Raw genomic sequence first — 19,631 nt, forward strand, 5'->3', positions numbered from 1 at the left:
CTCGTGCGACGTTAGTGTGAGGCGATGGACGGAGAGCCCTTCAACCTGATCATCGTCGGCGGCGGGACCGCCGGCTGGATGTGCGCCGCCGCCTGCGCGGCCAAGCTCGACCCGGCGCTGTACCGCGTGCGGCTGATCGAATCCGAGGAAATCGGCACCGTCGGCGTCGGCGAAGCGACGCTGCCGCAGATGAAGGATTTCAACGACTTCCTCGGCCTCGACGAGGTCGAATTCATGCAGGCGACGCAGGCGAGCTTCAAGCTCGGCATCGAATTCGTCAACTGGGGGCGGCAGGGCGATCGCTATGTCCACCCCTTCGGCACCTTCGGCCGCCCGATCGGCGAGGCCGACTTCTTCAGCTACTGGGTGCGCGTGCACAACGCCGGACAGGCTGCGCCGCTCTTCGACTATTGTTTCCCGATCGTCGCGGCGCTGCAGAACCGCTTCATGCTGCCCAATGGCGATCCGAACGACGTCCGTAACGCCTTCGCCTACGCCTACCACCTCGATGCTTTCCTCTACGCGCGCTACCTCCGCCGCTGGGCCGAGGCGCGCGGGATCGAGCGCGTCGAGGGGCGCATCGTCGACGTGGAGCGCGACGGCCGATCGGGCAAGGTCGCCGCGGTGACGCTCGCCTCGGGCACGCGGGTCGCGGGCGACATGTTCGTCGACTGCTCGGGTTTCCGCTCGCTGCTGCTCGGGGGCACGCTCGGCGTCGAACTCGAGGACTGGTCGCGCTGGCTCCCGTGCGACAGCGCGCAGGCGGTGCCCTCGGTGCGCTCGCCCGACTTCACCCCCTACACCCGCTCGACGCGCCGCCCCGCGGGCTGGCAATGGCGCATCCCGCTCCAGCATCGCACCGGCAACGGCTATGTCTATTCGAGCGCCGACATCTCCGACGACGAGGCGGCCGCCACATTGCTCGCCAATCTCGACGGCGAGGCGCTCGCCGAGCCGCGCGTGCTGCGCTTCAAGGCGGGCAAGCGCGAAAAGGCCTGGGCGCACAATGTCGTCGGCATGGGGCTCGCGGGCGGTTTCCTCGAGCCGCTCGAATCGACGAGCATCTATCTCGTCCAGATGGCGATCATGCATATGCTCACCTTGCTGCCCCCCGGCTCCGACATCGACCCCGCGTTGCCCGCCGAATTCAACCGCGTGATGGACGTCGAATATGACCGCATCCGCGACTTCCTGATCCTCCATTATATCGCCAACGACGCCGACGCGCCTTTGTGGGAGCGCGTCACGACGATGGACGTCCCCGACACGCTCGCGGGCAAGATCGACCGCTTCCGCCACCGTTCCTACGTCCAGGCGTACCGCGACGGCCTGTTCGGCCCACCGAGCTGGCAGGCGGTGTTCGTGGGGCAGGGGGTCGTCCCCGAAGCCGCCGACCGCCTCGCCGATATGCTCCCCGACGACCAGCTCGTCGAGCGGCTCGCGGGGCTCCACGCCACCATCGCGCGCAGCGCGGCCTCGGCGCCGCTCCACGCCGATTTCGTCGCGCATTATTGCCCGGCGCCCGCGCCATGAGCGGGGTGGTGCAGCGCGTCGTCGTCCACGGCGGCGGCGTCGCCGCGCCGATGGCCGCGCTCGCGATCGCCCGCGCCTACGCCCGCCTCGGCGTCGAAGTCGTCTGGGCCGACACCGGCGAAGCCCCCGCGCCGCACAGCGCGCTCGTCGCGCCGCCCGACCTCGCGACCTTCCACCGCCTGCTCGGCCTCGACGATAACGCGTTGACGGTTAGCGCCGCCGCGACGCTCAATATGGGCCAACAATTCGCGGGCTGGTCGGGCGGCGATAGCGCCTTCATCTATGCCTATGGCGATGCGGGCAGCGCCTTTGCCGACCTGCCCTTCGTCCAGCACTGGAGCCGCGCGCGCGCCGCCGGACTGCGCGTCGCGCTCGAGGATTTCAGCCTCGCCGCCGCCGCCGCCAAGGAAGGCCGCACCGGCGCGCCCGACAAGCCCGCGACGCGGCAGGCGGTCAAGGCGGGCTGGCATCTCGACGCGGCGGGTTACGCCGCGCTGCTCCGCGCGGGCTGCGCAAGGGAAGGGGTGCGGATCCTCGCCGCAGCGAAGGCGACCCCGCAAGTCGCGAACGGCCGCATCGTCGCGCTCGATATTGACGGCGAAACGCTGTCCGCCGATCTCTTCGTCGACACCGACGGCGTGCTCATCGACGCGCTCGATCCCGCCGCCGCAACCCCCGGCCGCCCTTGGTGCGACCGGCTGCTGCGCGCCTCGGCGCCGCCCTTCGGTCCGCTGCCGCTCTACAGCCGCGTCGCCGCACACGCCGCGGGCTGGCTCACCCTCGTCCCGCTCGCCGACCGCACCGCGCTCGAATTCCACTACGACAGCCGCCACCTCGCCGATGCCGATGCCCCCGCGATGCTTGCCGCGCTCACCGGACAGAAGCTCGAAGCCGTACTCGAACCCGTCGCCGCGGCCACGCGCGCACGCTTCTGGATCGGCAATACCGTCGCGCTCGGCCGCGCCGCGGGCAGCGCGCCGCCGCTCGACGGCGCCGAACTGCTGCTGCTCCAGCTCTCGATCGCCCAGCTCGTGCTGCTCTGGCCGCTGGGCGCCGCCGCGATGCCCGAGGCCGATATCTACAATGAGGAAATCGGCGGCACCTGGAGCCGCGTGCGCGACTTCACCGCGCAGCATTTCCGCCTGAACACTCGAACCGAGCCCTTCTGGACCGACGCCCGCGCCGCGCCCATCTCGCCCGAACTCGCTGCCAAGATCGAGCTTTTCGCCGCGCGCGGCATGTTCGCGCATTTCAACCACGAGGCGCATGTCGAGGACGGCTGGGCGCTCGTGATGACCGGCCACGGCATCGTCCCGCGCGGTTTCGATCCGCAGGCGCTGCGCGTCGAGGATCAGGCGCTGATGGCCGAATTCCAGCGCCAGCTCCGCGCGGTCGCGACCGACGTCCGCGCGATGGAGCGCCACGCCGACGCGCTCGGGCGGCTGCGCGCATGATGCGCCGCATCGTCATCGTCGGCGGCGGCAGCGCGGGCTGGATGACCGCCGCCGCCTTCGGCCGCGCGCTCGCTCCGCAGACGCACGCCATCACCCTCGTCGAAAGCGAGGCGATCGGCATCGTGGGGGTCGGCGAGGCGACCGTGCCGCCGATCCACGAATTCAACCGCTTTCTGCGCATCGACACCGCCGACTTCCTCCGCGCGACGCACGGCACGATCAAGCTCGGCATCCAGTTCCACGACTGGGGCGGGCTCGGGAACAGCTATTTCCACCCCTTCGGCTATCTCGGGATCGAGATGGCGGGCATCCATTTCCACCACCATTGGCTCCGCCATCTGGCCGAGGGCGGCGACGCGGACCACGGCCCCTACAACCTCGAGACCATGGCCGCGCGCGCCGGCCGCTTCGCCCCCGCGACGCGCCATGGCCCGGTCCACCACGCGGTCCAGTTCGACGCCGCGGGCTACGCCCAATATCTCCGCGCCTACGCCGAGGCGAAGGGCGTCACGCGCATCGAGGGCAAGGTCGCCGACGTCCATCTCCGCGCCGAGGACGGTCACATCGCATCGCTCACCCTCGACGACGGCCGCCAGGTCGAAGGCGACTTCTTCATCGACTGCTCGGGCTTCCGCGGCCTCCTCATCGAGGGCGCGCTCCAGACGGGCTACACCTCGTGGCAGCACTGGCTCCCCTGCGACAGCGCGGTCGCGATGCCCTGCGCGCGCGAGGGCGACCCGATGCCCTTCACCGTCTCGACCGCACGCGAGGCGGGATGGCAGTGGCGCATCCCGCTCCAGCACCGCGACGGCAACGGCTATGTCTATTCGAGCGCGCACCTTGCCCACGACGAGGCTGAAAGCCTGCTGCGGTCGCGCCTCCCCGGCGAGCCGCTCGCCGACGCCAACCGCCTCCGCTTCGTCGCCGGCCACCGCAAGGCGATCTGGAACCGCAACTGCGTCGCGATCGGCCTCGCCGGCGGCTTCCTTGAGCCGCTCGAATCGACCTCGATCCACCTCATCCAGACGACGATCATCCGCCTGCTGTCGCTGCTCCCGCGCGACGGCATCGACCCGAACGTAGTGGCGCACTTCAACCGCGACGCGCTCCACGAATATGCCACGATCCGCGACTTCGTCATCGCCCACTACGCCACCGCCAACCGCGACGACACGCCCTTCTGGCGCGACGTCGCCGCCGCGGGCCTCCCCGACAGCCTCGCCGAGCGCATCGCGGCGTTCCGCGCCACCGGCAACATATTGTTCGAGCCCGGCGACCTCTTCGGCCCCACCAACTGGTACGCGGTCCTGACAGGGCAGGGGGTTCGCCCTTCAAGCCACCACCCGATCGCCGACACGCTCCCCGCCGACGAACTCGCCAAGCGCCTCGCGATTCTGCGCAGCCGCGTCGCCGAGCAGCTCGCCGACCTGCCCCCGCACGCCGAATTTCTGAAGAGTCTGGCCTAGCCGTTCAATTCGGCGACGACGTCATAGGCATCGCCGCGATAATAGCTCTGCGTATATTCGGCCGTCCGCCCGTCCGACAAAAAGCCGCGCCGCTCGATGAACAGCCCCGGCATCCCCGGCTCGATCCCCAGCACCTCGGCCTGCTCGGGCGAAAAGGCGATCGCGCGCAGCCGCTGCAGCGCGCGCACCGGCAGATGCCCCGCCGCCTCGAGCGCCTCATAGAGCGAATTGCCCACCGCCTCGACCGACGGCAGGCAGTAAGCCGGGATCGTCGCATATTCGAGCGCCATCGACGTGTCGTCGGCATAGCGGATGCGGTGGAAACGATAGACGAGCGAGCCCGGCGACAGCCCGAGCGACAGCGCCTCCTCGGGGGTCACCGCGCCCGCGGTCTTGCTCACCCATTTGCTGTACGGCCGCCGCCCGCGCGAGATCATGTCCTCCGAAAACGAAGTCAGCTTCGAAAAGCTCTTCTCGACGCGCGGCCGCGTCACGAAGGTCCCCGCGCCGCGCCGCCGCGCGACCAGCCCGTCGCCGACCAGCCCGTCGATCGCTTTGCGCACCGTGATGCGCGACACGTCGAACTCCTCGGCCAGGTCGCGCTCGGTCGGGATCGCCTCGTCGGCCTTGACGACCTGCCCCTCGATCGCGTCGCGCAGGATCTTCTGCAGCTGCAGGTAGAGCGGGGTCGGATCCTCCTTCTGGAGCGGGCCCACATGTTCGATCAGCGACAAGGACGATGCTCCACCCGGTTGGTCCATTGCGCCGCCCGATAGGACCAGCGCTTCGTCCCCATGTGTTGCATTGGTATGCTCGCGTCAACCTTGTTGCGATCTATTCGCGCGAAATGCCCCTCTGGATCGCCTTGGTCAGCGCATGGTCCGGGCTGTCCTGCGACAATTCCCACACCATCACGCCGCCCGCCTTTTCCGCCGCGAGCCGCGCCTTGGCCTCGATCGTCGCGGGGCTGTTATGGGTGATATAGCGGCCCCCGGCACGGCGGTCGCCGAGCACGTCGGCTTTGGTAGCATCCACCCCGCGCGCCGCGACCAGGTCGCGATAGGACCAATTGGCGGTCTCGCCGCCGAAGCCATAGCCGTAGAAGGGCACCCCCAGCACCAGCCGCTCGCGCGCCACCCCACGCTTCAGCCACAGCGCCAGGTCGCGCTCCGCCATCGCCAGCGTCGAATGCTCGTCACCCGCCTGCCCCCAACTCGGCCCGATCGCGTCGTAGGACATCACATTGACGAGGTCGAAATAAGGGATCGACCCGACCGGGATCATCCCGCCCTCATAGGAGGCGGTGGCGCAGGTCAGCAGCTTGCCGCGTGCCTTCAGCTCCTTCGACAGCGCCGCGATGAAGGGCACATAATCGCCCGCCTTGTCGATCTGCGTGAGCAGCCCGCCCTCGATATCGATATCGATTCCGTCGAGCCCCAGCGTCTCGGCCAGTTCGACGAGCGCCGCCACCGTCGCGCCGCGCCGTTCGGGCGTCAGCAGCGCCGCCCAGTCGCCCGAACATCCCGGGATCACCCCGCCCGCGGTCGATAGTAGAACCTTGCCCCCCGCCGCCTGCAGCCGCGTGATCGCTTTCTGCACCGCCTCGACGGTCATGTTCGCGCCGCCGGCGTCGCCCATGCACGTCATCACGCCATCGCGGACGAACGCCCCCTCGGCATCGGGATTGGCGAAGGACAGGTTGTAATGCGTGTAGGCGCTGAGGTCGGTGCGATCGATCGACAGCTCGAGCCCCTTGAACGCCGCGAGATAGCCGACGACAACGGGCTTGTCCGCCCGCGCCGCGGCTGGGGTCGCCGATAGGACTAATATGAAACCAATCAAGGCCGCCGCCATGCGCCGAAAGGCCGAGTTTCCGAGCATTTTGCAATTTCTCCCCTGAAAGCTGCCGATTGGAAAGGCGTTGACCGTCGGCACATGACATGACAAATTAGATACAAATTGTCGAGCGGGAGAATGACGATGCGGGTTGTGGCCAAAGCGATTGGCATCACGGCGATGGCGGCGGCGCTGATGGTTGCGGCACCCGCGCAGGCGGCCGCGAGCCCCGCGCAGGCCTCGCTCGACCGCTTCGCCGACACGCTCGGCTACCGCTTGACGATGGTTGACAACGGCCCCGACTGCCCAGCGGGACTCGACGGCTGCTTCCTCTCGACGATCACGCTGACCGTGCCCGAAACCGTCCCCGCGAATCTGAAGCAATTCTCGCTCTACTTCAACTTCGTCAACCGGCTGCCCAAGGTCGAAAGCGACATCTTCGACCACAAGCTGATCAACGGCGACCTCCAGCAATTGACGCTGAAACCCGGCGTCACCTTCAAACCCGGGTCCAAACACGAGATCAAGCTCTGGGGCGTCGGCTCGAACTTCTCGAAGGCGTTCGGCATGCCCAACGCCTATCTCGCCGCCGATGGCCTGCAGGCGCGCACCATCGCCGCGACGCGCCCCGTCATCGACCCCGACACCGGGCTCGAAATCCTGCCCTTCGTCGCGCCGATGACCGACGAGGCGAAGCTCGCGGTCAAGAGCGATGCCGACAAGACGCGCTGGCTCACCGCGGAGCGCGCCTACGACCTCCAAGCCGCACGCCCGACCACGCCCGCGAGTGGCGTCGTCATCCTGCCCGCCCCCGCGAAAGCCACGCAGAGCAAAGGCCAGCCCGTCGATCTGACCGCCGGCGTCGCAATCACCGTCGAAGGCGCCGACCGCACCGCGCTCGCCCCCGCCATCGCCGCGCTGGCCAAGGCGGGCGTGGCCGACACCGGCAAGCTGCCGCTCACTATCCGCATCGGCGCCGCGTCGCTCGCGCCCGAAGGCTATACGCTCGACGTCACGACCAAGGGCGTGACCATCGCCGCAAAGGACGCCGCCGGCGCCAGCAACGCCTTGCGCTCGCTCGCGCAGCAGGCCGCGTTCGAAAAGGGCAGGGTGACCCCGCTCCACGTCGAGGACGCGCCGCTCTACCCCTATCGCGGCCTCCACCTCGACCTCGGCCGCAACTTCCACGGCCGCGACCAGATATTGAAGCTCGTCGAGGCGATGGCCGCGTACAAGCTCAACAAGCTCCACCTCCACCTCGCCGAGGACGAAGGCTGGCGCATCGAGATCCCCGCGCTCCCCGAGCTCGCCGAGATCGGCTCGAAACGCTGCCACGATCCCGAGGAAAAAACCTGCATCCTGCCGCAGCTCGGCGCCGGCCCCGACGGCACCAGCGGCGTCAACGGCTATCTCAGCACCGCCGACTATGTCGCGATCGTGCAGGCGGCCGCGGCGCGCCAGATCGAGGTCATCCCGTCGATCGACATGCCCGGGCATAGCCGCGCCGCGATCAAGGCGATGGAACTCCGCCACGCGCGCCTCGCCGCCGCGGGCAGGAAGGAAGAGGCCGACGCCTACCGCCTGATCGACCCCGCCGACACCACCGAATATCGCAGCATCCAGAATTACGACGACAACACGCTCAACGTCTGCCTGCCCGCGACCTATCGCTTCGTCGATACGGTGGTCGATGCGCTGGCCGACATGCACCGGCAGGCGGGCGTGCCGCTCAAGACCTTCCATCTCGGCGCCGACGAGACCGCGGGCGCCTGGGTCCAATCCCCCGCCTGCGCCGCGATGATCGCCGAAAACGGCGGCAAATCGGGCGAACTCACCCCGCGCTTCATCGAACGCGTCACCGCCAGCCTCGCGGCGAAGGGCCTGCGCGCCGGCGGCTGGAGCGACGGCATGGGCCACACCCAGACCGCCAGCATGCCGAAGGACGTCCAGACCAATATCTGGGGCGTGCTCCACACTGGCGCGATCCGCGAAGCGCACGACCAGATGAACCGCGGCTGGTTTACCGTGCTGTCGATCCCCGACCTCGGCTATTTCGACATGCCCTATGCCCCGCATCCGGAGGAAGGAGGCTACGACTGGGCCTCGCGCGGGGTCGACGTCCATCAGGTGTTCGGCTTCATGCCCGATAACCTGCCCGCCAACGCCGCGACGATCCGCAACACGGGCGCAGAGGGCCAGCCGATCGAGGACAAGCCCTTGCTCGAACCCGGCCGCCGCGTCGCGGGGGTGCAGGGACAGCTGTGGAGCGAGACGATCCGCACCGATGCGCAGGTCGACTATATGCTCTTCCCGCGCCTGCTCGCGCTCGCCGAGCGCGGCTGGAGCGCCGCGCCCTGGACCCCGGCCTATCAGGCCGGCGCCAGCTACGAATGGAACGACAAGCGTGTCGATGGCGCGAAGCTCGCCGCCGGCTGGTCCGGTTTCGCGGGTCGTGTCGCGGCGCAATTCCCGCTGCTCGACGCGATGGGCGTCGCCTATCGCGTCGCCCCGCCGGGGGCGCGCATCGCGGACGGCAAGCTTCAGGCGAACAGCGAATTCCCCGGCACTGCCATCGAATATCGCCTCGAAGGCGGCGCCTGGACGCGCTACGCCGGCCCTGTGGCGGTGACCGGCGCGGTGGACCTCCGCACCCGCTCCGCCGACGGCAAGCGCGCCAGCCGCACGGTCCGGGTCGAACCGGGGCGGTAAGCGCGAAAGCTTTGGAGCGAACGGGCCAAATCGCGGCCATCCCTATCTTCCGTTCGTGCTGAGCTTGTCGAAGCACCGTTCTTTCTTCGCCTCACAGGAAGAACGGCCCTTCGACAAGCTCAGGGCGGACCGTGTAGGTGGTTGCGCTGGGAGCTATCTTGTCGGCGGTTTGGACATCATCGGGATGAAGTCAAAGTGACGGAGCAGGCAGTCGAAGAACTCGACGGCGGTAATCTGACCGCCATCGCCGAAGCGGTCGCCGCCGCCGAGCGCCCCTTCGTCATACGCGGCCTCGCATCGCACTGGCCCGCCGTCGCCGCGGCGGGGCAGGGCGATGACGCCATCGCCGGCTATCTCGCCGCGCGCGACAATGGCAAGCCGCTCACCGTGCTCGTCGGCCCGCCCGAAACCGGCGGCCGCTATTTCTACACCGACGACATGCGCGGCGTAAATTTCCGCAGCGAGAATATGCCGATGCGCAGCCTCGTCGAGCGGCTGCTCGCGCTCGCGGGCGACCCCGCGCCTGCGACGCTCTACGCCGGCTCGACCCCGACCGCCGACAGCGTCGCCAGCTTCGCCGCCGAAAATCCGCTGCCGATCGATATCGGCGTCGCGCCGCGTATCTGGGTCGGCAACGCCAGCCGCATCGCGCCGCATTACGACATGGCCTCGAACATCGCGGTGGTCGTCGCGGGCCGCCGCCGCTTCTCGCTCTTCCCGCCCGGGCAGATCACGAACCTCTATGTCGGCCCGGTCGACCGCACCATCGCCGGCCAGCCGACCAGCCTCGTCGACCCCGACCACCCCGACTTGGGCCGCTTCCCGCTCTATGCCGAGGCCGCGCGCCACAAGCTGGTCGCCGACCTCGCCCCCGGCGACGCGCTCTTCATGCTGCCGATGTGGTGGCACCATGTGCGCAGCAGCGGCGCGCTCAACGTGCTGGTCAACTACTGGTTCGGCCAGCGCGCCGACCGCTTCCCCTTCGCCGCGCTGATGCTCGCGATGCACTCGATCCGCGAGCTGCCCGAGGCCGAACGCGAGGCGTGGCGCACCTGGTTCGACCATTATGTCTTCGGCGAGGGCGCGCTGGAAGCCGTCGCGCATCTTCCCCCGCACGCCCAGGGCGTCCTCGGTCCCCCATCGCCCCGGCGCGACCGGATGATCGTCGACTATGTCATCGGCATGTGCCGGGGCGGGGGGAGCTAAAGATCCTCCCCGGAACGGGGAGGGGGACCATCGAAGATGGTGGAGGGGTACGCGCAGTCGAACGCTCCGTATGAACTCCTGTGCCCCTCCACCATCCTGCGGGTGATCCCCCTCCCCCTGCGGGGGAGGATCAGCCAGAGTTCGCCCGCCACGCCGAAGGCGACTTCCCCGTCCACTGCCGGAACGCCCGCGTAAAGCTCCGCGCCTCGGCATAGCCCAGCATCTCTGCGATCGCCTCGACCGTCGCATTGCCGCTCGTCAGCATCCGCATCGCCTTGTCGCGCCGCACATTCTCGCGGATCGTCGCCAGCGTCGTGCCTTCCGCGCGCAGCAGGCGGCGCAATTTATGCGGCGACAGCCCGGTTTCGTGCGCCAGTTCCTCCAGCGTCAGGTCGGGGCCGCGCGTCAGATACTGCCGCACCCGCCGCGCTACGCTCGCGTCGCTCGCGGGGATCGTCATGATGTCGAGCGGCGCCGCCGCCAGCATCGCCTCCAGTTCGCCCGCCGTCCGCCGCACCGGCGCGTGCAGCGCGTGCGCGTCCATCAGTATTCGCCGCGCGCCGCCGTCGAAGCGGTGGCGGCACGGGAAGAGATATTTGAACTCCTCGAAATAGGCGTCCGGCCGCGGATAATCGAACTCGGCCGACAGCAGCGAGATCGTCTCGCCCGCCAGCCAGCAGGCGAGCCGGTGCCAGATGATCAGCCAGAATTCGCCGAAATAATGGTCGGGGTCGAGCGCGGGTGCCGCGAAGCGCACCGCGACTTCCAGCCCTTCGGCTGTCGCGCCGATCCGCGTCTCGATTCCGGCGTCCAGCAGATTGTAAAAGCGCGCCGCCCGCGCGAGCCCGTCGGCGACATCGGCCCCCTCCAGCGCCAGTTCGCACGCAAAGGCGAAACTTCCGCGCCGCACGCACTTTCCGGTGTACCCCATAAATTCGTCGTCCAGCGCCGCCCAGATGTTCCGCACCAGCAGCGCCATCGCCGCGGCCGACCCGCGCCACCCCGGCACCGCGAAATCCGTGGGGTTCAGCCCGGTTCCCGCGACCAGCTCGGACACGCGCTTCCCTTTGCGCTCGGCCCCCTTGGTGCACACCCCGAAATAATAGCCGTCGATCGTCGCCATGATGGCTGCACATTATGGTGAGTTTTCTTCGCCTGTCATGCCCTGTTTGCGCGCCCCGGATTCACGCTACGCGGCACTTTCGACACCATCGGGAGACTGCACATGCCCATCCACCCCCGCGAGGAAAGCGCCGCCGACCGCTGGGCGCGCTTCCAGCCGATCGTCACCGGCGACGACTATGTCGCCTCGCTCCGGAATCGCGGCGTCGAGGTCTGGCTCTTCGGCGAGCGCGTCGCGGAACCCGTCGATCACCCGATCATCCGCCCCTCGATCAACGCGCTCAAGATGACCTACGACCTCGCGCTCGCCGATCCCGAGCTTGCGACCGCGCACAGCGACCTGATCGACGCGCCCGTCAACCGCTTCCTCCACATCGTCGGCTCGCCGCAGGATCTGGTCATGAAGAACCGGATGCAGCGCAAGATGGGCCAGCTCACCGGCACCTGCTTCCAGCGCTGCGCCGGGCTCGACACGATCAGCGTCCTCCACTCGATCACCTTCGACATCGATGCGAAACACGGCACATCCTACCACCAGCGATACCTCGACTTCATGGCGCATGCCCAGCGCGCGAACATCATCATCGGCGCAGGCATGACCGACCCCAAGGGAGACCGCTCGAAACGCCCGCACGAACAGGCCGACCCCGACATGTTCCTGCACGTCACCAGGCGCACCGACGCGGGCGTCTATGTCACCGGCGCCAAGGCGCATATGACCGGCGGGCTCAATTCGCACTGGATCTGCGTCATGCCGACGATGAACATGGGCGAGGCCGACCGCGACTTCGCGATCGTCGGGCTGGTCCCCGGCGACGCGACGGGCATCACCTATATCTACGGTCGCCAGTCGTGCGATACGCGCGCGATGGAGGCGGGCGACATCGATCAGGGCAATGCGCGCTTTGGCGGGCAGGAGACGCTCGTCGTCTTCGACAATGTCTTCATCCCGCACGACCATGTGCTGATGGACGGCGAATATGAGTTCGCGCAGGACATGGTCGTGCGCTTCACTTCGTACCACCGCGCGTCCTATGTCTGCAAAACCGGCCTCGGCGACGTGCTGGTCGGCGCCGCGGCGCAGGTCGCCGACTATAATGGCGCCGAGGCGGCGAGCCACATCAAGGACAAGCTCGTCGAGATGACGCACCTCAACGAGACCATCTACTCCTCGGCCATCGCGTCGAGCCACGAAGCGAAGCAGCTGCCCTCGGGCATCTTCATGAACGACGCGATGCTCGCCAATGTGTGCAAGCACAACGTCACGCGCTTCCCCTACGAGATTTCCCGCCTCGCGCAGGATCTCGCGGGCGGGATCATGGTGACAATGCCCTCGGATGCGGACTTCCGGAACGAGACGATCGGCCCGATCCTCGCGAAATATATGAAGGGCAAGCACAATGTCCCCGTCGAATATCGCCAGCGTATCCTGCGCCTGATCGAGAATATGACCCTCGGCCGCAACGCTGTCGGTTACCTCACCGAATCGATGCACGGCGCGGGATCGCCGCAGGCGCAGCGTATCCAGATTCTGCGCGGCATGGACGTCGAAACCAAAAAGGGCCTCGCGCGCGACCTTGCGGGAATCGCCGAGGAATAGCAGCATCGCCGCGAGAGGAGAGGGCGTGGACGTTCCGGTCATCGCGATCTGCGGCATCGCCATCGACGAGGCGAGCTGGCAGGGCATGCCCGTCGATCGCATCTTCGTGCCCAGAGGCGCGACGCTCGACGCGATGGCGGCCGCGATCCTCGCCGAACTGCCCGATCGCTTCGCGCTCGCGGGACATTCGATGGGCGGCTATGTCGCGCTCGCGATCGCGGCACTCGCGCCCGAACGGCTAGCTGGCCTAGCCCTGCTCAGCACCGCCTGCGCCGCCGACAGTGACGAGGCGAAGGCGGGGCGCCAGACCGCGATCGAGCAGGCGCGCGCCGGCTTCCCCGCGCTCGCCGACCGCCTCGCCCGCGCGATGCTCTCGCGCAGCAGCCGCGCCGACGCTGCGCTGCTGGCCGATACGCATGCGATGATCCTGCGCTGCGGCGCCGACCGCTTCGCCGAGCAACAGGCAGCGACCGCGACACGCGCCGATCGCTGCGACCTGTTGCCCCGCATCGCGGTCCCCGCACTCATCCTCGCCGGATCGCAGGACGCGATCGTGGCGCCCGACCGTTCGCGCGAGATGGCAGAGGCCATTCCCGATGCGGTGCTCGCGATGATCCCCGACTGCGGCCATGTCCCCCAGCGCGAGGCGGCCGACCCGACCTGCGCGATGCTGCTGCGCTGGCGCGAAAGGATGACGCTATGAAACCCGCCCCCGCCCGCCTCGACGCTGCCGCCTATCCGCTACACAAGCCGGTGCCGATCCGCTTCGCCGACGTCGATATGTTCCGCCACCTCAACAATGTCGCGACCGGGCAATTCTACGAGGAGGCGCGCTACGAACTGCTCGCGGACCTGCGCGCAATGGTGCCGCGCGAGGACAGCCCGACCCTGGTGATCGCCAATGTCGATACCGCCTTCCTCGGACAGGCGCGCTATCCCGGCGTCATCGATGTCGCGACCGGCGTCATACGCGTCGGCGAGCGGTCGATCACGATCGGGCAGGGGTTGTTTGTCGAGGGACGCTGCATCGGCTGCGCCGACAGCATCGTCGTCGCAGCAGGCGGCGCGTTGGCTCCGGCGATCCGCGAGCATCTGGAGCGCCTGATCCTGCCCTAGCGATCAGCCCGCGCGGAACTCCACGCCCATCGGCATCACCGCGATCTTCTCGCGCACGATCGCTACCATGCGCGGATCGGCATCGCCTGCATCGATCGCCAGCTCATAACCGCCGTCGGCCAGCGTCAGCGCGACCGAGCGTGGTGCCAGCCCGCGCTGCGCGAACAGGTTGAGGATGCGCAGCGCCCCGGCCAGTTCGCCGCCGCTCCGCAGGCGCAGCGCGCTGTCGGCGTCGCTCATGCCGCGCGCCGCCGCGACCAGCCCTCGGCGACCATCCGCCGCGCGCGGCGGTCGGCGACTTCCGCCGGGGTGCCGCCGTGCAGGTCGGCGTCGCGCATGACGTCGACCAGCCGCGGGCCGATCGCGGCCACCGCCGCCTCGACCGCACCGACGTCGCCGCCTTGATATTCGGCGCAGACGGCGATGATCCCGCCCGCATTCACCAGATAGTCGGGCGCATAGAAGATCCCGCGCCGCGCCAGTTCGGCGCCGAGCGACGGATGCGCGAGCTGGTTGTTCGCCCCGCCGCAGACGATCTGCGCCTGCAGCTTGCCCACCGTGCGGGCATTGATTGCGCCGCCGAGCGCGCACGGCGCGAAGATGTCCATCGGCGACGTGACGATCTTGTCGGGCGCGACGCGCTCGGCACCGAAGCGCGCCACCGCATCGACAACCCGCGCGTCGTCGATGTCGCTGACCAGCAGCTTGGCCCCCGCGCCGTGGAGCAGGCCCGCGAGCGCCATGCCGACGTTACCCAGCCCCTGGATGCCCACCACCGCACCGTCGAGCCAGCCGCCGCGCGCGGTGACCGCGGCGCGCATCGCCTGGAACACGCCGCTCGCGGTCCAGGGCGAAGGGTCGCCGCCGAGCCCGCCCGCCTGCTGCGGCAGACCCGTCACGAACTGCGTCGCGCGCGCCGCCGCCTGCATGTCCGCGACGCCGCTCCCGGCATCCTCGGCGGTGATGAAGCGCCCGCCGAGCGACTGGACGCAGCGCCCGAAGGCTTCGAACAGCGCCGCTCGATCGGGCACGCCATGCGCGGGCAGCATGATCACCGCCTTGCCGCCGCCGAAGGCCAGGCCGGCGAGCGCGTTCTTGTACGTCATCGCTTCGGACAGGCGCAGCGCATCCTGCGTCGCGTCGCTCTCGCTCGCGTAGCGCTGCACGCGGCAACCGCCGATTGCGGGACCGAGCGCGGTCGAATGGATCGCGACCACGGCGCGCAAACCTGTCTGGTCGTCCTGGAACAGGTGGACCGCCTCGTGCGGCAATTGGGGCGGGTCGCGATGCGGCATAGGTCTGGCTCCGTCGGAAATGGCAGACAGAAAATGACGCAAGAAGGCCGGAATATCTGGTCGCATTGCTTCCCAAGATAGCAGATAATCGGTAAGTCTATTCCAGAATGCGGACATATCGGGGATTTTTATGCAGCTGGACCGGCACGAAAAGGCGATATTGAACATCCTTCAGGAGAATGCGGACATTTCGACCGCCGAGCTCGCGGAGCGCGTCGGGCTCTCGCAATCGCCCTGCTGGCGCCGCGTCGCCGCGCTCGAACAGGCGGGGGTGATCCGCAAGCGCGTCGCGCTGGTCGACCGCCGCAAGGTCGGGCTCAGCGCGCAGGTCTTCGCGCAGGTCAAGCTGTCGGCGCACGGCCGCGCGCATCTCGCCGACTTCGAGGCGGCGATCGCCGACATCCCCGAAGTGATCGAATGCCATGTGCTGATGGGAACGGTCGACTTCCTGCTCCGGATCGTCGCGGCCAATGTCGAAGCCTATGAAAAACTCTTCTTCGAAAAATTGTCGCGGCTGCCGGGGGTCCAGGAAATCAACTCGGCGATCGCGCTGTCGGAGATCAAGAGCACGACGGCGCTGCCGATCGGATGACTAGGGACCCTGGGGCGTAACCATCGCAGCCGTCGCCGCGAACATGGGACGATGCCATCCCCCGCATCGCCCATTTCCAAAGGGAGACTATAATGACCAATACGCTGAAACTTTCGCTCGCCGCCTCCGCCGTTCTCGCCATGGCCGCCGGCGCCGCGATCAACGGCACCGCCGTCGCCGCCGAGGGCGCCAAAGAGAAATGCTATGGGGTTTCGCTGAAGGGCAAGAACGACTGTGCCGCGGGTCCGGGCACCAGCTGCGCCGGCACCTCGACCGTCGACTATCAGGGCAATGCCTGGAAGCACGTCAAGGCCGGCACCTGCGTCAAGGTGGGCGGCACGCTGACCGCGCACAAGGGCAATGCCAAGCCGGTCCCCAAGAAGGGCTGATCGCCGGCCACCATGTCCGCGCCTCCGCTCCACTCGCTGCCGCCGCGTGCCGGCATAGGGCTCAAATCCCGGCACTATGCCGATGTGCTCGCAGCGGCGGAGCGGGGAACGGCGCCCGCCTGGGTCGAAGTACACCCCCAAAATTACTTCGGCGCGGGCGGGCCACCGCATCGCTGGCTGACCGCGATCGCCGAGCATCTGCCGCTGAGCTTCCATTCGGTCGGCTTGTCGCTGGGATCGGCGGCGGGCGTCGATACGGGCGAGCTCGAGGCGCTGGCGGCGTTGTGCGAGCGCTATGCGCCCGCGATGGTCTCGGACCATCTCAGCTGGAGCAACGGGCCGCACGACAAATTTCCCGACCTGCTGCCCATTCCTTATACCGATGAGGCGCTGGATCATTTTGCGGCCCAGGTCGGCCGGGTGCAGGATCGCCTCGGCCGGACGATCCTGGTCGAAAACCCCTCGCGCTACCTCGCCTATGCCAAGGGCGACTGGGACGAGGTCGATTTCCTCCACCAACTGTGCCGCCGCAGCGGCTGCGGCCTGCTGCTCGACATCAACAACGTCGAGGTGTCGGCCTTCAACCTCGGGCGCGATCCCGCGCCGTGGCTCGCTGCTTTCGACCCCGCGCTCGTCGGAGAGATCCATGTCGCGGGGCATGCGGTGAAGGACGACGACATGGGCGGCACGATCGCGATCGACGACCATGGCTCGCCAGTGCGGCCGAGTTGCTGGGAATTGCTGACGGCCTTCCTCGAACGCGCCGGGGCGAAGCCGGTGCTTGTCGAATGGGACACCGATGTTCCCGATTATGCCATTTTATGCGCCGAGGCGGCGACCGCCGACGCGCTGCTGCTTGCCGAGCCGGTCGATGCTTGAACGGGGCCAGTCGGCGATTGCGGCGACCTTGCTGCACGGACCCAGCCATCTGCCGTCCGGCCTGTTCGCGGGCGATGACAGCTCGGTGCTGCGCGGCCTGCGTGTCCACGCCAACACCATCTCGCATGCGCGGCTCGTGGCGCTCGAAGAGAGTTTCCCGCGCACCCGCGACTATCTGGGCGAGGCCGAGTTCAACCTTCTGTCGCGCGCCTTCTTCGAGCAGGGCGGGGCGCAGGGGCGGTCGCTGACCGACATCGGCGCCGGCTTCCCCGACTGGCTCGCCGATCCGCGCGCCGCCGATCTCGCGCGCATCGAATGGCTCTGGCTCGAAAGCTATCACGCCGCGGAGGCGTCCGCGCTGGCGCTGACCGACCTCGCGGGCCGCGACGAGGCGGCGCTGCTCGCGCTGGCGGTTCGCCGCCATCCCGCCGCGCGCGCCCTGACGCTGGCGAGCGACGTCGCGCCGCTCGTCGATGCGAGCTTTGCTGCGGACACGGCGGCGCTGCTCGTCACGCGGCCCGACGCGGACGTTCGGCTCTTCGCGATCGGCGCGGTCGAGGCCAGGCTGTTCGATATGGGACGGGAAATTTTCGCGCTCGGTAACCTGATCGCCGACCTGGCCGAAGACCATCGCGACGGTGGTGCCGCGCTCGCGGCATTGATCGACGCAGGGGCTTTTGAAAAGGTTTGAGAGATGAGCCGGATTGTCGGATTCTACGATCGCGGTGTCGCAATCGCCGCATCGCGCCTGACCGAAGGTCTCGCGCTGTTGCTGCTCCGCGTCGCGCTCGCGGGCGTGTTCTGGCGCTCGGGCCAGACCAAGGTCGTCGAGGGCAGCTTCCTCCGGATCGACCCGTCGCAATATGATCTGTTCCGCAGCGAGTTTTCGGGTCTGCCGCTCGATCCCTTGCTCGCGGTCCCGCTGACGACCTTTGCCGAGCATTTCTTTCCGCTGCTCCTCTTCTTCGGGCTCGCGACTCGTTTCTCGGCGGGCGCTTTGCTGGCGATGACGCTCGTCATCCAGATGTTCGTCTTTCCCGACGCCTGGTGGCCGGTGCATTCTTTGTGGGCGGCGATGGCGGCGATCCTGATCGTGCGCGGCGGCGGGATGTTTTCGCTCGACGCCATGATCGCCAGGCTGCGCGCGAAATGAGCATCGACGAACCCTCGCTGGCGCGGCTGATGGCCGCGTCGCAGCGGGGGGATCGCACCGCCTATCGCGCGCTGCTCGGCGATTGCCGCAAATGGCTCACCCGCTATTTCGCGCGCCGCATCGCGCCGCAGCAGATCGACGATCTGGTCCAGGAAACGCTCGTGTCGCTCCACCGCAAGCTCGCGACGTGGGACAGCGACCGCGCCTTCCTGCCCTGGCTCGCGGCGATCGCGCGCTATCGCTGGATCGACATGCTGCGCTGCCAGCGCGACGAGGCCGAGCTTGGCGACAATGACGCCGCGGTCGGCGCCGAGGACGAGGCGGTGCACGCGCGGCTCAGCATCGACCATCTGATGACGCTGCTGCCGCCGAAACAGGCGCAGGCGATCACCTTGGTCAAGATCGAAGGCGCGTCGATCGCCGAAGCGTCGCACATCTGCGGGCAGAGCGAATCGCTCGTCAAAGTGAATATCCATCGAGGGCTCAAGAAGCTCGCCGAACTCATTGAAAGCGAATGACATGACCGACGCATCGATCGACCAGTTGATCGACGGCTTGGCCGGCGAGCTCACCCCGGTGCGTCCCCGCCGGATCGTGCGCGGGTCGTTGTGGGTCGTGGCGGGCTGGCTGGCGGGTGCAGGCCTGTTGCTATGGCTCTACGGCATGCGGCACGATCTCGCCCCCGGCGGCATGCCGCCGCTGTCGATGCTCGCCTTCTGGCTGATCGCCGCGACGGGGCTCGCCGCGACGTGGAGCGCGCTGCGCATGGGCCTCCCGGGGGTCGGGCGCGACTATAGCGGTTGGCGCTGGGCCGGGCTGGCCGCGCTGTCGCTGCCGCTCGCGGCGCTGGTCGTGGGTCTCGGCGACAGCCACGCCGCGATGGAAGCGGTCCGCCACGGCTATGGCCCGCGCTGCCTGATCCAGGGCGCGCTCTCGGGTCTCGGCGTCGGCGCCGCGCTCTTCGCCTGGCTCAAGGCCGGCGCCCCGACCTCGCCAGCGCGCGCGGGATGGGTCATCGGCCTCGCCGCGGGCGCCGCGGGTGCTACGATCGTCGCGCTGCACTGCGCCGACAACGGACTGATCCACATCGCGCTCTGGCACGGCCTGGCGGTGATCCTCTCGGCGCTCGCGGGCCGATTGTTCCTGACCCCGCTGCTCCGCTGGTAGGCCAACGGCGGTTGTTCACCGCCGCGCTGTTATGGTAACGTCTGTAATCGAATCCAAATTTTCTGAGCCGAAGCGGCAGCCGATAATCGCCGCGCGGCATCGACTGCCTGACTT

20 protein-coding genes are annotated in these 19,631 nt (G+C 68.4%); 15 read left to right on the forward strand and 5 right to left on the reverse strand.

The window, feature by feature from the left end; all coding sequences use genetic code 11:
• Positions 1-24 precede the first annotated feature (24 nt).
• The 3 genes from AC1RNQ_RS09990 to AC1RNQ_RS10000 are packed head-to-tail and all read left to right on the forward strand — an operon-like array spanning position 25 to position 4,453.
• The gene (locus AC1RNQ_RS09990) at positions 25-1,533 is read left to right on the forward strand and encodes a tryptophan halogenase family protein (RefSeq protein WP_493170932.1); all 1,509 of its coding nucleotides are present in this window, start codon (positions 25-27) and stop codon (positions 1,531-1,533) included.
• Positions 1,530-2,987, forward strand: a complete 1,458-nt coding sequence (locus AC1RNQ_RS09995; protein WP_493170934.1) for a tryptophan 7-halogenase — start codon at positions 1,530-1,532, stop codon at positions 2,985-2,987. Before AC1RNQ_RS09990 ends, AC1RNQ_RS09995 begins: the two co-directional genes overlap by 4 nt.
• Positions 2,984-4,453: a tryptophan halogenase family protein gene (locus tag AC1RNQ_RS10000; protein WP_493170935.1), complete on the forward strand. Its 1,470-nt coding sequence runs from the start codon at positions 2,984-2,986 to the stop codon at positions 4,451-4,453. Before AC1RNQ_RS09995 ends, AC1RNQ_RS10000 begins: the two co-directional genes overlap by 4 nt.
• Here AC1RNQ_RS10000 and AC1RNQ_RS10005 read toward each other — a convergent pair.
• Positions 4,450-5,187: a GntR family transcriptional regulator gene (locus AC1RNQ_RS10005; protein ID WP_493170938.1), complete on the reverse strand. Its 738-nt coding sequence runs from the start codon at positions 5,185-5,187 to the stop codon at positions 4,450-4,452. The two genes, AC1RNQ_RS10000 and AC1RNQ_RS10005, sit on opposite strands and share 4 nt — an antisense overlap.
• A 100-nt stretch (positions 5,188-5,287) precedes the next feature.
• A complete protein-coding gene (locus AC1RNQ_RS10010) occupies positions 5,288-6,307 on the reverse strand; it encodes a glycosyl hydrolase family 18 protein (RefSeq protein ID WP_493170940.1) in 1,020 nt (339 codons plus the stop codon).
• A gap of 135 nt (positions 6,308-6,442) precedes the next feature.
• Between AC1RNQ_RS10010 and AC1RNQ_RS10015 the strand changes: the two genes are divergently transcribed.
• Both AC1RNQ_RS10015 and AC1RNQ_RS10020 read left to right on the forward strand, forming a co-directional pair.
• A complete protein-coding gene (locus tag AC1RNQ_RS10015) occupies positions 6,443-8,998 on the forward strand; it encodes a beta-N-acetylhexosaminidase (protein WP_493170941.1) in 2,556 nt (851 codons plus the stop codon).
• A gap of 195 nt (positions 8,999-9,193) precedes the next feature.
• Complete coding sequence (locus AC1RNQ_RS10020; RefSeq protein ID WP_493170943.1) at positions 9,194-10,204, forward strand: cupin-like domain-containing protein; 1,011 nt, start codon at positions 9,194-9,196, stop codon at positions 10,202-10,204.
• 130 nt (positions 10,205-10,334) lie between these two features.
• Here the strand turns inward: AC1RNQ_RS10020 and AC1RNQ_RS10025 are convergent, their stop codons facing one another.
• Entirely contained in the window at positions 10,335-11,327 is a 993-nt protein-coding gene (locus AC1RNQ_RS10025; protein ID WP_493170945.1) for an AraC family transcriptional regulator, read from the reverse strand.
• Positions 11,328-11,429: 102 nt separating this feature from the next.
• Here AC1RNQ_RS10025 and AC1RNQ_RS10030 point away from each other — a divergent pair, with 102 nt between their 5' ends.
• From AC1RNQ_RS10030 to AC1RNQ_RS10040, 3 genes are read left to right on the forward strand one after another with little or no spacing between them, the layout of a single operon-like run.
• Positions 11,430-12,926, forward strand: coding sequence for a 4-hydroxyphenylacetate 3-hydroxylase family protein (locus AC1RNQ_RS10030; RefSeq protein ID WP_493170947.1), 1,497 nt, complete (start codon positions 11,430-11,432; stop codon positions 12,924-12,926).
• A gap of 25 nt (positions 12,927-12,951) precedes the next feature.
• Positions 12,952-13,629, forward strand: coding sequence for an alpha/beta fold hydrolase (locus AC1RNQ_RS10035; protein ID WP_493170949.1), 678 nt, complete (start codon positions 12,952-12,954; stop codon positions 13,627-13,629).
• On the forward strand, positions 13,626-14,042 hold the full coding sequence (locus AC1RNQ_RS10040; protein ID WP_493170951.1) for an acyl-CoA thioesterase: 417 nt from the start codon (positions 13,626-13,628) through the stop codon (positions 14,040-14,042). Before AC1RNQ_RS10035 ends, AC1RNQ_RS10040 begins: the two co-directional genes overlap by 4 nt.
• 3 nt (positions 14,043-14,045) lie before the next feature.
• Here the strand turns inward: AC1RNQ_RS10040 and AC1RNQ_RS10045 are convergent, their stop codons facing one another.
• Both AC1RNQ_RS10045 and AC1RNQ_RS10050 read right to left on the reverse strand, forming a co-directional pair.
• The gene (locus AC1RNQ_RS10045; protein ID WP_493170953.1) at positions 14,046-14,282 is read right to left on the reverse strand and encodes a hypothetical protein; all 237 of its coding nucleotides are present in this window, start codon (positions 14,280-14,282) and stop codon (positions 14,046-14,048) included.
• Positions 14,279-15,337 (reverse strand): Leu/Phe/Val dehydrogenase, encoded by a 1,059-nt coding sequence (locus AC1RNQ_RS10050; protein WP_493170956.1) that lies wholly within the window; start codon positions 15,335-15,337, stop codon positions 14,279-14,281. The genes AC1RNQ_RS10045 and AC1RNQ_RS10050 overlap by 4 nt, the downstream gene beginning before the upstream one ends.
• Before the next feature lie 130 nt (positions 15,338-15,467).
• Here AC1RNQ_RS10050 and AC1RNQ_RS10055 point away from each other — a divergent pair, with 130 nt between their 5' ends.
• The 7 genes from AC1RNQ_RS10055 (at position 15,468) to AC1RNQ_RS10085 (ending at position 19,517) form a co-directional block, all read left to right on the forward strand.
• Complete coding sequence (locus AC1RNQ_RS10055; RefSeq protein WP_493170958.1) at positions 15,468-15,929, forward strand: Lrp/AsnC family transcriptional regulator; 462 nt, start codon at positions 15,468-15,470, stop codon at positions 15,927-15,929.
• A gap of 92 nt (positions 15,930-16,021) precedes the next feature.
• Positions 16,022-16,318 (forward strand): BufA1 family periplasmic bufferin-type metallophore, encoded by a 297-nt coding sequence (locus AC1RNQ_RS10060; RefSeq protein WP_493170959.1) that lies wholly within the window; start codon positions 16,022-16,024, stop codon positions 16,316-16,318.
• A 12-nt stretch (positions 16,319-16,330) separates the two neighbouring features.
• On the forward strand, positions 16,331-17,197 hold the full coding sequence (gene bufB, locus AC1RNQ_RS10065; protein ID WP_493170960.1) for an MNIO family bufferin maturase: 867 nt from the start codon (positions 16,331-16,333) through the stop codon (positions 17,195-17,197).
• On the forward strand, positions 17,190-17,888 hold the full coding sequence (locus AC1RNQ_RS10070) for an HvfC/BufC family peptide modification chaperone (protein WP_493170961.1): 699 nt from the start codon (positions 17,190-17,192) through the stop codon (positions 17,886-17,888). Before bufB ends, AC1RNQ_RS10070 begins: the two co-directional genes overlap by 8 nt.
• Before the next feature lie 3 nt (positions 17,889-17,891).
• Positions 17,892-18,350: a DoxX family protein gene (locus AC1RNQ_RS10075; protein ID WP_493170963.1), complete on the forward strand. Its 459-nt coding sequence runs from the start codon at positions 17,892-17,894 to the stop codon at positions 18,348-18,350.
• Positions 18,347-18,868, forward strand: coding sequence for a sigma-70 family RNA polymerase sigma factor (locus tag AC1RNQ_RS10080; protein ID WP_493170965.1), 522 nt, complete (start codon positions 18,347-18,349; stop codon positions 18,866-18,868). Before AC1RNQ_RS10075 ends, AC1RNQ_RS10080 begins: the two co-directional genes overlap by 4 nt.
• 1 nt (position 18,869) lies before the next feature.
• Positions 18,870-19,517, forward strand: coding sequence for an NrsF family protein (locus AC1RNQ_RS10085; protein ID WP_493170967.1), 648 nt, complete (start codon positions 18,870-18,872; stop codon positions 19,515-19,517).
• The last annotated feature ends 114 nt before the right edge of the window (positions 19,518-19,631 follow it).

It is taken from the genome of Sphingopyxis sp. GW821-FHT12F08, assembly GCF_058806755.1.